At 47.5% G+C, this 13,262-nt stretch carries 12 protein-coding genes; 4 read left to right on the forward strand and 8 right to left on the reverse strand.

The window, feature by feature from the left end; all coding sequences use genetic code 11:
* Positions 1-161 precede the first annotated feature (161 nt).
* The 3 genes from OTK50_RS04610 to OTK50_RS04620 all read left to right on the forward strand — a co-directional run bounded on the left by OTK50_RS04610 (position 162) and on the right by OTK50_RS04620 (position 3,875).
* The gene (locus OTK50_RS04610; RefSeq protein ID WP_045207045.1) at positions 162-1,676 is read left to right on the forward strand and encodes a mechanosensitive ion channel; all 1,515 of its coding nucleotides are present in this window, start codon (positions 162-164) and stop codon (positions 1,674-1,676) included.
* Between the two features lie 131 nt (positions 1,677-1,807).
* The gene (nsrR, locus tag OTK50_RS04615) at positions 1,808-2,242 is read left to right on the forward strand and encodes a nitric oxide-sensing transcriptional repressor NsrR (protein ID WP_032874275.1); all 435 of its coding nucleotides are present in this window, start codon (positions 1,808-1,810) and stop codon (positions 2,240-2,242) included.
* Between the two features lie 178 nt (positions 2,243-2,420).
* A complete protein-coding gene (locus tag OTK50_RS04620; RefSeq protein ID WP_224224144.1) occupies positions 2,421-3,875 on the forward strand; it encodes a LysM peptidoglycan-binding domain-containing protein in 1,455 nt (484 codons plus the stop codon).
* A 44-nt stretch (positions 3,876-3,919) separates the two neighbouring features.
* Here the strand turns inward: OTK50_RS04620 and OTK50_RS04625 are convergent, their stop codons facing one another.
* Positions 3,920-4,243 carry a DUF3889 domain-containing protein gene (locus OTK50_RS04625; protein ID WP_007610300.1) on the reverse strand — a complete coding sequence of 108 codons (324 nt, stop codon included), beginning with the start codon at positions 4,241-4,243 and terminating at the stop codon, positions 3,920-3,922.
* A gap of 190 nt (positions 4,244-4,433) precedes the next feature.
* On the opposite strand from OTK50_RS04625, the gene OTK50_RS04630 reads away from it, so the two are divergent.
* Positions 4,434-4,676, forward strand: coding sequence for a YhdB family protein (locus tag OTK50_RS04630; RefSeq protein ID WP_003155335.1), 243 nt, complete (start codon positions 4,434-4,436; stop codon positions 4,674-4,676).
* Between the two features lie 14 nt (positions 4,677-4,690).
* Here the strand turns inward: OTK50_RS04630 and OTK50_RS04635 are convergent, their stop codons facing one another.
* The 7 genes from OTK50_RS04635 to OTK50_RS04665 form a co-directional block, all read right to left on the reverse strand.
* A complete protein-coding gene (locus OTK50_RS04635) occupies positions 4,691-5,215 on the reverse strand; it encodes an NADPH-dependent FMN reductase (RefSeq protein WP_032874264.1) in 525 nt (174 codons plus the stop codon).
* On the reverse strand, positions 5,212-5,859 hold the full coding sequence (locus tag OTK50_RS04640; protein WP_224224143.1) for a response regulator: 648 nt from the start codon (positions 5,857-5,859) through the stop codon (positions 5,212-5,214). Before OTK50_RS04640 ends, OTK50_RS04635 begins: the two co-directional genes overlap by 4 nt.
* Positions 5,859-6,995, reverse strand: coding sequence for a GAF domain-containing sensor histidine kinase (locus tag OTK50_RS04645; RefSeq protein WP_266121836.1), 1,137 nt, complete (start codon positions 6,993-6,995; stop codon positions 5,859-5,861). Before OTK50_RS04645 ends, OTK50_RS04640 begins: the two co-directional genes overlap by 1 nt.
* A gap of 145 nt (positions 6,996-7,140) precedes the next feature.
* Positions 7,141-8,883 (reverse strand): phospho-sugar mutase, encoded by a 1,743-nt coding sequence (locus tag OTK50_RS04650; protein ID WP_130571226.1) that lies wholly within the window; start codon positions 8,881-8,883, stop codon positions 7,141-7,143.
* Positions 8,884-9,022: 139 nt separating this feature from the next.
* A complete protein-coding gene (gene glpD / locus OTK50_RS04655) occupies positions 9,023-10,690 on the reverse strand; it encodes a glycerol-3-phosphate dehydrogenase (protein ID WP_003155341.1) in 1,668 nt (555 codons plus the stop codon).
* 138 nt (positions 10,691-10,828) lie between these two features.
* On the reverse strand, positions 10,829-12,319 hold the full coding sequence (glpK, locus tag OTK50_RS04660; protein ID WP_007610291.1) for a glycerol kinase GlpK: 1,491 nt from the start codon (positions 12,317-12,319) through the stop codon (positions 10,829-10,831).
* 16 nt (positions 12,320-12,335) lie between these two features.
* Positions 12,336-13,163, reverse strand: coding sequence for an MIP/aquaporin family protein (locus OTK50_RS04665; RefSeq protein WP_032874243.1), 828 nt, complete (start codon positions 13,161-13,163; stop codon positions 12,336-12,338).
* Positions 13,164-13,262: the final 99 nt, after the last annotated feature.

The following is a 13,262-nucleotide window of genomic DNA, read 5'->3' on the forward strand; positions in this document are numbered from 1 at the left end:
CCCCTACTTGGACTTATTTATAATGTATGACCCCTCCTCTCAAAAGATGAAATAACAGACCGGTTTCCGGCTGAAAACTTTCGGCACATCCGCGCCGTTTGCTTTATATGTAAGTGGGTAAAACACACACCATACCCCAAAAAGAAAAGGAGCGATTCTACTTGAATACAGCAGACATGCTTACGACGTATCTCAGCAAACTCCCGAATCTGGTCATTGCACTGCTCGTCCTGCTTATCGGCTGGGGCATTGCCAAAATCATTGAAAAAGCCGTATACAAAGGCCTGCAAAAAACAAAAATTGACGACAGACTGTTCGCCGAAAAAAAGCCGGCGCGCTATTCCTCAGAAAAAGTCATCAGTAAAGTCATTTATTTTATCGCATTAATCATCGTTTTTATTCTATTCTTTAACATTCTGCATCTGACAACCGTGGCTTCGCCTTTTGTCAGCATGCTGTCAGCGATAACGGCGGCTGTGCCGAGCATTTTAAAAGCCGGCCTGATTCTGCTGTTGGGCTGGGCGGCCGCTTCGCTTTTCAGCTATCTCGTCAAAAAAGCGGGCATGAAACTCGCTGAAAACGGCCGGTTCAGAAAATGGACAATGGTGTCTGAAGAAGCGGAGATGAGCAGATCCGTTACGGCCGCTTCACGAATCGTTTTCTACTTCGTCTTGCTCTTGTTCCTGCCCGGCGTCTTGGCCGCTCTCCAAATCGGCGGAGTATCAGGGCCGTTTACAAATATGATCCAAAGCGTTTTGTCCTTTATACCGAAAGTATTCGCCGCGGCGCTGATTGTTCTAATCGGCTGGCTTGTTGCCCGTCTCGTCCGTGATATCGTCACAAACTTTCTGGCGAGTATCGGCACGGAAAGGCTCGCCGCACGTATGGGGCTTTCTATTTATCTGAAGGATACAAGCCTGTCGGCAATCATCGGAACGATTGTCTACGTGCTGATTTTCATTCCGGTGATCATTTCTGCGCTTGACCGGCTTGATGTGGCGGGTATTTCTGAACCGGCGTCAGCCATGCTGCACACGGTCTTCACAATGCTCCCTAATATCATCATCGGTATCGTGCTGATCATCGCCGGCATCTGGATTGGAAAATGGGTCAACAGCATTGTATCCGGGCTCTTGCACCGGGCCGGTTTCGACTCTCTTCTCGGTAAAATGGGCTTTGAACAGGCGGGTACCCCGAAGCTGACGCTTTCTCAGACGGTCGGCATGATTGTTCAGATCATCATCGTCCTGCTCTTTACGGCAGAGGCGCTGCAGCTTGTCCATCTTGAATTTCTCGTGGTTATCGCAACAGGTATTATCGCTTACCTGCCTAATGTTCTGGCCGCTGTATTTATTCTCGGAATCGGGCTTTTGGCCGGACAGCTCGTCAGCAGGCTGCTTGCCGGCATGCTGAGCGGAAAGGAATTCAGATTCCTGGCGCCGCTTGCGAAATATACCATTATCACTCTCTCAATCTTTATGGCGCTGGATCAGCTCGGTGTCGCCGACACGATCGTAAATGCCGCGTTTATTCTGATTCTGGGCGGTTTCGCGCTTGCCTTCGGACTTTCATTCGGTCTTGGCGGAAAAGAATTTGCCTCCCGTTATCTCGCAAAATTGGATCGCAAAATTGAAAAACATCAATCGGCTGACGATCGTAAGCCGCCGATGTCTTAACAAAAAAACGTGTGCTCAGAAGGAGCGCACGTTTTTTTTTGAGTTAAAGGGGCAAATTCCTTTTTTTTCATTTTAGATTCATATATGATAGACTGTAACAGAAGCAAAATCTCTTTTTCCGAGGTCATTCTATGAAATTAACGAACTATACCGATTATTCTTTACGCGTTTTGATTTTTTTGGCTTCCAAACATTCCGACGAACTTTCCAACATAAAAGAAATCGCAGATACTTATTCCATCTCTAAAAACCACCTCATGAAAGTCATTTACCGCCTCGGCCAGCTCGGGTATGTCGAAACGATCCGGGGCCGGGGAGGCGGAATCCGATTAGGAATGACACCGGAAGACATAAACATTGGAGAAGTCGTTCGAAATACAGAAGACGACTTTAACATCGTAGAATGCTTTGACTCCAAAAAAAATCTCTGTATCATATCTCCCGCCTGCAACTTAAAGAACCTTCTGAATGAAGCCCTGCAAGCTTACCTGGCCGTTTTAGACAAATATACGTTAAGGGATCTGGTCAAAAACAAAGAGGAGATTATGAGACTGCTCAGAAGCTGAAGGAATGTCCGCATTCCTTCTTTTTTTATGCCGGCATAAGAAAAAAGGACTATTTCTATTAATATGATAAACGATTGCAGACAAGTGCCGATATAAAGATTATCATTACTGATATCCTCACCTTGCGGCTGCAACGAATGGGGATAGTAAAATCATCGCAGGAAAAGGGAGATTCATTATGAAAAAAAAGGTAGCGATCGGTTTGACTGCATCTGCGATCGTCGGGTCTGCGTTAGCTGTAACACCGGCAGAAGCACAAACGATTAAGGTTAAAAGCGGAGATTCATTATGGAAGCTTGCCCAAAACTACAATACAAGCGTGGATGCCATTACATCAGCGAATCATCTAAAATCCACCGTTATTTCTATCGGGCAGACGCTCAACATTCCTAACGGCAAATCAGATTCCGGCAGCTCAAAGCCATCTTCAAAGAACAGCGGCACGACTAAAAGCGTTTATACAGTGAAAAGCGGAGACTCGCTGTGGCTGATCGCATCTGATTTTAAAATGTCCGTACAGGAACTGAAAAAATTGAACGGTCTGACAAGCGACTTAATCCGCGCCGGACAGAAGCTGCAAGTGACGGGGAAAGTTTCCTCAAGCACCGATCAGAAAAAAACCACACCGGGCAGCAGCTCAAACAGCAGCAAAAAGCAGTCATCATCTTCCGGGACGTATAAAGTCAAACTCGGCGATTCACTATGGAAGATCGCAAACAGCGTCAATATGACCATTGCGGAACTCAAAGTATTAAACAACTTAAAAACGGATACGATCTACGTAAACCAAGTCCTGAAAACAAAAGGAACGTCTTCTTCGGGAAACACGCCGTCAAAAGACAATTCAAACCAAAATAAAAACCAGACGCAAACGTCCTCTTATACAGTAAAAAGCGGAGACTCACTCTGGAAAATCGCAAACGCATACAACATGACGGTTCAGCAAATCAGAAGCATCAACAAACTGACGTCAGACATGCTTCGGGTCGGACAAGTGCTTAAGCTGACAAAAACGTCATCTTCCGGCTCTTCGACTTCACCGTCAACTCCGAACCAGTCCGGAGATACAGGGAAAACCACTACATATACCGTGAAAAGCGGGGATTCTTTATGGGTGATCGCCCAAAAGTTCAATGTGACGGCCCAGCAGATCCGCGAGAAAAACAATCTGAAAACAGATGTTCTTCAAATCGGACAAAAGCTGACGATTACCGGACAGCAGACAAACACGACACCGAATCAGTCCGGCAACACAGGCGGCACAGGTTCAACAAGCGCGAAGATTAATGTAATGATTGATGCCGCAAAAGCTCAACTGGGCGTACCGTATGTATGGGGCGGGACAACGCCGAGAGGCTTTGACTGCAGCGGTTTCATTTATTACGTTCTCAATAAGGTCACTTCTGTATCCAGACTTTCAGCCGCAGGCTACTGGAATACGATGACATCAGTCAGCCAGCCGGCGGTCGGTGACTTTGTCTTTTTCTCAACTTATAAAGCCGGACCTTCCCACGTCGGTATTTATCTCGGGAACGGCCAGTTTATTAATGCCAACGATTCGGGTGTCGTTATTTCCAGCATGAACAATTCCTATTGGAAACAGCGCTACCTCGGCGCAAAACGTTTCTTCTGATATCTGACAAGCTGTACGGCCTCAATTAAGCTGTGCAGCTTTTTTTACAGTCTGAAAATATTAATGCTGATCACATGCTTTGTCACGGGATGGAAATACACTTCAGCACGGGATGAAAATGTTTCTTTTGTTGTTTGCACCGTTACGCGAAACACATCTTTCGTCTGTTCCCGGTTCACTTTTGTACGGCCCATGTACGAATAATCAGTAAGCTCGGCCCCCTTGTATTCACGTTCAAGCTGGTTCCATGCGAGCTGCTCCCATTTTTCAACTGATGGATCAAGGTGTTCTGTATGCCCTTTTTCAGCGATCGAGGCAATGAGAATGCCGCAAAACAAGAGGGCAAGCGCAAATGGAAGGGATTTCATCTTATGTTCTCCTGAGTCGTTTTTTGTCAATCTTAGCGTGTCCAAAGAAGAGACGGATATGCGGTTTTATTTTATGTCTCCCTCATATTGCTATGCCGCAGTGATAAGGACACCAACTTTTCCCCCGTTGCATCCGGGCTTCAGCGGCATAAACTAACGGAGAACTTCTCATTGAAAGGAGAAGCGTTAGATGGATCATGCCGATTATGACAAAGCCTTGTATTACACACACCGATCTCAATGGGACAATTTGTTAATATTGATGGTTCGTACAAAAGATGATTTATTATCAAAGCGTATTGAGCACTTTCTGCACGCGTATCATTTCGAATATGATCATGCGGTGCTTGAAAAAGAGCTGTATTCTCTTCTCGGGTATATTGATCATGCGACAGAGCTCGCTTATGAAGATCAATTAGCCATGCTGACATAAAAACAATCCCGGCGTCAGACGCCGGGATTTCTTGTGTTTGTGAACATATTCAGCTCTTCGATCATCTCTTTCAGGCTGACCGCCATATCCTCAGATACGGTCCGGCGCTCCATGTCAATGTGAATCGGGTCTAAGACCAGCTGTTTCGGGATGACATTTGCATAAACGCCCCGCATGACCGTCCGCATATTCGCCAGCGCGTTCATGCCTCCTTTTCCTCCCCCCGCCGCGGCAATGATTGCCACCGGTTTGTATGCCCAGTGATCGCTGCTTAAAAAATCGATGGCGTTTTTTAAAGCGCCGCTCATGCCGCTGTGATACTCGGGAGATAATAAGACGACGGCCGCCGACTTTTTCACCTGCCGCCTTAACTCTTGCACTGAAGGCAGCTCGTTCTGTTCTTCTTCACCGTTATAAAGCGGCAGATCACTTTCGCTCAAATCAATATAATCGGTATGAAACCGATCTCTGATATAAGAAGCGGCAATTCTAGTCCGCCCGTTTTTTCTCGGTGTTCCGCTGATCACTAATATGCTCATGATTTTACCGCCTTTCCAAAAACATTATATTTTACCGCATACAATGCCGCCTGCGTCCGATCGGAAAGATTCAGCTTTGACAGCAGGTTGGACACGTGGGTCTTCACTGTTTTTTCTGAAATAAACAGTGCCGCCGCAATTTCCTTATTGCTATTTCCTTTGGCTATTTCTTGAAGAACATCTTTTTCACGAGGGGTCAGGTGATAATATTTTTCCTTATCCTGATCATCCTGAACCATATGGGTCAGCACATGAGGAACAATATCCGCCGACAGCCGGTAACGTCCGGAATATACTTCCCGGAGCGTTTTTACTAAATCATCGGGCTGGGCGTCTTTCAGCTGATACGCTTTTGCGCCGGCTTTAAGGGCGGGAATGACATGCTCCTGATCAGAATAGCTCGTCAAAACGACGATACCGATGTCCGGAAATCGTTCAGCCGCAATTTTTGCCGCTTCTATGCCGTCCATATCAGGCATTGATAAATCCATCAGAATGATGTCCGGCTCCGTCTTTTCAGCTTGCTGAAGTGCTTCAGCACCGGTGGACGCCTCACCGACAACTTCAATGTCTTCCTGAGTGGCGAAGAAATAGCGCAGTCCTTTGCGGACAACGTGATGATCATCAGCAATCACAATTTTCATCAATCAGACCTCCTGTCCCGAAACGGAAGCCGAACGGAGACAATCGTTCCGGCGCCAAGCTCGGATTGCAATGTAAAGCGGCCTCCGATTGCTTCGGCGCGCGCTTTCATGCCGGTCACGCCGAGCGATGGGAGCACAGCATGCGCATCAGCGCTGAAGCCCGCTCCACGGTCGCTAATGTGAAGCTCAGCGCAATCCGGCTTTTTAACGGCGGAAATGATAACCCGGTCCGTTCCCGCATGCTTTTTACAGTTATTCAAGGCTTCCTGGGCGATCCGCCAAAGCGCGTGTTCCTGTTCATCCGTAAGCTCCAGCTCATCCTCCATTTCACAAACGGCTTCCAGGCCGATAAGAGCGGCATAGCTTTTGATCGACGCATACAGCCCTTTCGTCAAACTTTCCGGCTTCAGCTGCCAAATAAGCGCCCTCATTTCTGTTAGCGCATCCTGAGACAGCTCTTGAATAAACGTAATCATCTGACGGAGCCGATCATCATCTGTAAAGCTCTTTGCGGCTTTTGCCGTTAAGCTGACAGAAAACAGCATCTGATTGACGGAATCATGCAGCTCTTGCGCAAGTCTGCTTCGTTCCACCAACAGGGCGTTCTGCTGCTCAAATTCGGCCAATTTCATCCGCTGGATCGCCGTTCCGATTTGAAATGCAACCGCTTCAAGAAGATGCAGTTCTTCTTCGTTGAAAAATGTCTTTTCACTTGCGGCGACGTTTAATAAACCGAACTTCCGGCCGCCGTCCTCAAGCGGTACGGTCGCATGATGGGTAATGCCCTCCGTATCGCGGCAGTTCGTCGCCTGTTCCGCAAATTCAATCCGTTTACAATTCATTGTGTTTACGGCCTTTGTCAATCCGCCATTGCTGAATTTGGTCAGACAATAGCATTCCCCGCTGCACATGAGTGCATTTTCCCGCTGACCGAGAGCCGGCGGTAAATAAGCGGCTGCGGCGAGCGTATAAGACCCGTCCGGCTCAATCAGAAAAATCCACCCTGTCTGCAGCCCGGTCAGGCTGAGCAGTTCGCGGAGCACTTTATCAAGCGCTTCCTTTAAATCGTGGCTTTGGTTTAAGGTTTCCGCAATCGCTTTTAACGTTTTTAACGTTTCTACCGTCGTTTTCGTCAATTTCCCTCACTCCGGCCAATCAGAATTATCCATATTATATCAATTCTATTCTGTATATTCCTTTGTTTTCAGCATGAATTTTCCTCATACTTTCGGATGAGACGTATAAAAAAACCGCCGGATGTCGCTTCCGGCGGTTTGTTGTTTATTTCGTTTTTTCCACTATGCCATCCACTGTTTTCATGACGGCTTCAGATAATGCGGCAAGACGCTGTTCGCTGTCTTGTAAAGAAGTTCCCTTCACGGCGAAATAGAACTTCACTTTCGGCTCCGTTCCCGATGGACGAAGACAGAACCAAGAGCCGTCTTCAAGGAAATATTTCAGGACATTTGACTTCGGCAGATCAATATCCTCTTCATGATGATCGGCAAATACAGTCCGTTTTCCCGTTGAATAGTCTTCAGCCTGCGTGATTTGTTTTCCGGCCATCTGCTTCGGCGGATCGTTTCGGAAGGAAGTCAGGATAGCGGAAATCTGCTCGGCTCCCTGTTTTCCTTTTAACGTCAATGACTTCAAGCCTTCACGGTAATATCCGTATTCTTTAAAAATGGACAGCAGTGCGTCATAAAGCGACATGCCCTGCTTTTTATAAAAGGCGCATACCTCGACGGCTAACAGCGCAGCCTGGATCGCGTCTTTGTCACGCGCGAAATCGCCGATTAAGTAGCCGTAGCTTTCTTCATACCCGAACTGGAACGTGTATTGGCCTGATTTTTCATATTCTTTGATCTTTTCACCGATAAATTTGAAGCCTGTCAGCGTGTCAACCGTATCTAATCCGAACGATGAAGCGACGGCGCGGCCCAATTCGCTCGTGACAATCGTTTTCATGACGACACCGTTTTCAGGAAGGGTGCCCTGTTTTTTCTTCTCGGAAAGCAGGTAATGCAATAAAAGCGCGCCTGTCTGGTTTCCCGTCAGCACTGTGTACTTGCCTTCGCTGTTTTTTACGGCAATGCCGAGACGGTCGGCATCCGGGTCCGTAGCGACGAGAATATCAGCGTTTTGTTCTTCTCCGAGTTTAATGGCATATTCGAATGCCGCGTGCTCTTCCGGATTCGGCGATTTGACGGTTGAAAAATCCGGGTCCGGCAGCTCTTGCTCCTTTACGACGGTGACGTTTTTGTAACCGAGTGCTTCAAGACCGCGGCGCACCGGTTTATTTGCCGTGCCGTGCAGCGGAGTGAACACGACGCTGACATCCACTTCATCCGAAAGCTCGGGATGTACGGAGATGGAAGTCAGTTCTTCAGTATACGGTTTATCAATTTCTTCACCGATTATTTTAATCAAACCTTTTTCTTTCAGTGACTGTTCATCTTCAACTTGAATCGTTAATTCATTTTCTATGGCATTCACTTCCGCAATGACGATGTCCGCTTCTTTCGGCGGCAGCTGTGCGCCGTCATCGCCATACACTTTATATCCGTTATATTCAGGCGGGTTATGGCTGGCCGTCACGACGATACCGGCATAAGCGTTCAGCTTTCTCACCGCAAAAGACAGCTCAGGCGTCGGGCGGAGCTCATCAAATACGTATGTTTGAATGCCTTGGGAAGCAAGAGTTTTTGCAGCTTCCATCGCAAACTCAGGAGATTTATGACGGGAGTCGTATGCGATCGCAACCCCTCTTTTTTTCGCGTCTTCCCCCTGTTTCGCGATATACGCCGCAAGTCCGGCGGATGCTTTGCGGACCGTGTAAATATTCATCCTGTTCGTACCCGGCCCGATTTCTCCTCTCATGCCTCCTGTTCCGAACTCAAGATTTTTGTAGAAAAAATCTTCCAGCAGCTGCTCATTTCCTTCTGCGTCCGCCAATAATTTTTTCAATTCTGAATCTAATTGTTCGGCCTGATTCCAGCGTTCGTAACTCTTACTCCAACTCATGTTCGTCCTCCTATAATTTCAGCTTATGACCATATTTTAATATGAAGCGGCTGCCCGTGTCACTTGATAACTTAACCAAATGCTTTATGTAAACAGATAAAAGAAGGGCTCATGCCTTTTCGGCACAGCCCTCCGGTTATTATTGTTCGAGCGGAACAACCGCGTCGTGCAGCAGCGTATTTAACCACTCAGTGTGTTTTTCTTTCGTTTCGTCATTCCATTGGAATCGGTCGCTCATGTAATCAATCACGGCCGTTTTATACGTTTGCACCCATTTGATGTCGAAGAACAGTCTTCCCGTTCTGCGGACGAAGAAATCGGCAGGTGTCGCAGCCATTTCTTCTTCGATGCTGTAAGCTGCTTCAGCCAAAATGTGAACCGGAATCTGGCGTTTTTCCGCTTCGTCTTTCAGACCCTCAATCCGGCTGAATACATTTTCAACGTTAGAGCCGTATCTGATGGCTAACTGCTTAGCGGTTTCCTGTGATAAACCGATTTTCAAGCCGTCTTTTGTCTTTGCTTCCACAAATGACTCGAAGTTTTTAGAGCCGCCGACATGTCCGCCGGAAATCGGCATCGTCTTCGTCTTGCAGCCGCCGAAGTCCTGGCCGCCCTCTTCTTTCAAGCGGTCGCGGACAAGATCGACAATGTGCTCAGCCATTTTACGGTAGCCCGTCAGTTTTCCTCCGGCGATCGTAATCAGGCCTGATTGAGATGTCCAGATTTCATCTTTACGGGAGATCTCAGACGGGTCTTTCCCTTCTTCGTGAATAAGCGGTCTGAGGCCGGCCCAGCTTGATTCAATATCGTCCGCCGTAATGTTCAGTTCCGGGAACATATAATTGATGGAGCTGACGACATAATCGCGATCCTGCACCGTCATGCGCGGGTGCTCAAGTTTTTGTTTGTAAACCGTATCGGTCGTACCCACGTATGTTTTTCCTTCACGCGGAATGGCGAACACCATCCGGCCGTCCGGCGTATCAAAGTACACCGCCTGTTTAAGCGGGAATACGGATTGGTCGAAAACGAGATGGACCCCTTTTGTGTGCTGAAGATGTTTTCCGCTTTTGCTGTGGTCTTTTTCTCTCAGCTCGTCGACCCACGGACCTGTCGCATTGACGATTTTTTTGGCGTAAACTTTGTATTCCTTGCCTGACAGCAGATCTTCAATTAAAACGCCGACAACTTTTCCTTTTTCATAAAGAAGTTCTTTCACTTTAGAATAGTTGACAGGCTCCGCACCGAATTTAACGGCTTCTTTCATGACTTCAATCGTCAGTCTCGCATCGTCCGTCCGGTACTCTACATAATAGCCTCCGCCTTTTAAGCCGTCTTTTTTGACGAGCGGCTCTTTTTGCAGCGTTTCTTTAGCAGACAGCATGCTTCTGCGCTCTGATTTTTTTACCCCTGCTAAATAGTCGTACACACGCAGGCCGATGGAAGTAGAGAATGAACCGAACGTGCCGCCTTTATGAAACGGCAGCAGCATCCATTCCGGCGTCGTGACGTGCGGGCCGTTTTCGTACACGATGGCACGTTCCTTACCGACTTCTGCAACCATTTTGACTTCAAATTGCTTCAGATAACGCAAACCGCCGTGGACAAGCTTTGTGGATCGGCTTGATGTGCCGGCCGCGAAATCCTGCATTTCGCTCAAAGCGACTTTCATTCCCCTTGAAGCAGCGTCAAGCGCCGTACCGGCACCCGTAATACCTCCGCCTATAATAAACAGATCGTATGTTTTTTTAGTCATGTCTTCCAGCATATGATCCCGTTCCAAACTTGAAAATTGGTGATTCATCATTACGTTTCCTCCTTGTTGTCACGGTATAGAAAAAGAGACCACAACAGCCAAAGCGCATGTCATCACTTTGGTGCTGTGGTCTCTCCTCATCTCAGGACCGTTCCTATTAACTTGTTTTCAGTATACCACATTTTTATCTTATTTAAAAGCCATAGCTGCATTTACTGCTTTTTTCCATCCGCCGTACAATTCATCGCGTTTTTCATCTTCCATTTCCGGTTTGAATTGCTTATCAAGGTTCCATTGATCAGCGATTTCAGTGCTGTCCTTCCAGTAGCCGACAGCGATTCCGGCCAAATACGCAGCACCGAGCGCCGTCGTTTCATTAATTTCCGGACGTTCGACCGGCACATCAAGCAAGTCGCTCTGGAACTGCATAAGGAAGTTATTTTTTACCGCTCCGCCGTCTACACGCAATGTTTTTAAAGAGATGCCTGAATCAGCCTCCATGGCATCAAGCACATCTTTCGCCTGATAAGCGAGAGATTCAAGCGTAGCCCGGATGAAATGCTCCTTCGTCGTTCCGCGTGTCAGGCCGAAAACTGAGCCGCGCACGTCACTGTCCCAGTACGGTGTGCCTAATCCGACGAAAGCGGGCACGACATAAACACCATCAGCGGAATCCACACGCTCTGCGTATGTCTCGCTTTCTTTCGAATCTTGGAACATCCGCATGCCGTCTCTCAGCCATTGGATGGCAGAACCTGCGACAAAGATGCTTCCTTCCAGTGCATACTCGACTTTTCCGTCTAATCCCCAGGCGATTGTCGTCAGAAGGCCGTGATCAGAAGTGATGGCTTTTTCTCCGGTATTCATCAGCATAAAGCAGCCTGTGCCGTATGTGTTTTTCCCCATGCCTTCTTCAAAGCACGCCTGGCCGAACAGCGCAGACTGCTGGTCTCCGGCCGCTCCCGCAATCGGAATGTTTTTACCGAAGAAATGATAATCAACCGTTTTCGCGTACACATGAGAAGACGGTTTCACTTCCGGCAGCATTGATTTCGGCACGCCTAAAATATCAAGCAGCTCGTCATCCCATTTTAATTCATGTATATTAAACATCAGGGTTCTTGAAGCGTTGGAATAATCCGTTACGTGCGCCGCCCCTCCGGACATTTTCCAGATGAGCCATGAATCAATCGTTCCGAACAGCAGATTTCCGTTTTCCGCTTTTTCCCGCGCGCCTTCTACATTGTCAAGAATCCATTTGACTTTCGTTCCTGAGAAATAAGGGTCGATCAAAAGTCCCGTTTTTTCTCTGAATGTATCATTATATCCTTTTTCACGAAGCTCTTCGCAAATGCCGGATGTTTGTCTCGATTGCCACACAATCGCATTGTATACCGGCTTTCCGGTATCTTTATCCCATACGACCGTCGTTTCCCTTTGGTTCGTGATGCCGATGCCGGCAATTTGATCAGCGCTGATTCCGGACTCGGAGATCACAGTCGCGATAACGGCGAGCACCGATCCCCAGATTTCGTTCGCATTGTGCTCCACCCAGCCCGGCTGAGGGAAATGCTGTGTGAATTCCTTTTGAGCGGAATGCACGATTTTTCCTTCTTTATTAAAAAGAATCGCTCTTGAACTTGTTGTGCCTTGGTCAATTGATAAAATATAGGTCTCCATGATGCCGCTCTCCTTTTTAAATATATTCAGAATTTGATAATGTTTTCTGTGATTGAGATTTCTTGGTATAAATATAGAGTATGAAAAGTACTACAACCATTATAACGCTTACAAACCAAAAGCTAGGTGTCACATTTCCTTTAAATGCGGCATTGTAAAATACGCCGCCGAACGCACCGCCCATGATCGGACCGACTACGGGAATCCAGGCATATTTCCAATTTGACGGCCCTTTTTTCGGAATCGGCAAAAAGGCGTGAGCGATTCTCGGCCCCAAATCCCGCGCAGGGTTGATCGCATATCCGGTCGTCCCTCCAAGAGAAATCCCGATGGCAACGATGAGGAATCCGACAATCAGCGGGTTCAGCCCTTTTGTAAATTCATTCGCTCCGATTGCCAAAATGCCGAGCACAAGCACAAACGTACCAATGACTTCACTTATCATATTCCCAAACGTATGAGGAATACTCGGGCCGGTCGAGAAAACGCCCAGTTTGGCGGCCGGATCATCCGTCGCCTTCCAATGCGGCAGATAATGAAGGAACACAACAACCGCACCGATCATTGCTCCGATCATCTGTCCCGCAATATAAACAGGGACCTCTTTCCAAGGAAAGCTGCCTTCAAGCGCAAGGCCTATCGTTAAAGCCGGATTCAAGTGGGCGCCGCTGATGCTGCCGACGGCATATGCCGCCATGGCTACTCCCAATCCCCAGCCGAATACAATAACAATCCATCCGGATTGGTATGAAAGCGATTTCTTTAAATTGACTCCCGCACAAACGCCGCCGCCGAAAATAACAAGCAGCATTGTACCGATTACTTCTCCCCAAAATGCTGTCATCATCATTCCTCCTAAATGACAAAATAGCAGGTTTGACAGAGTTATAGAGAATAAAAAACCCACAACAAACCGCTTTACGCTTTATTGCTTCCGTAAAGA

Source organism: Bacillus sp. NEAU-CP5 (assembly GCF_026420705.1).
Taxonomy (GTDB): Bacteria; Bacillota; Bacilli; order Bacillales; family Bacillaceae; genus Bacillus; species Bacillus velezensis.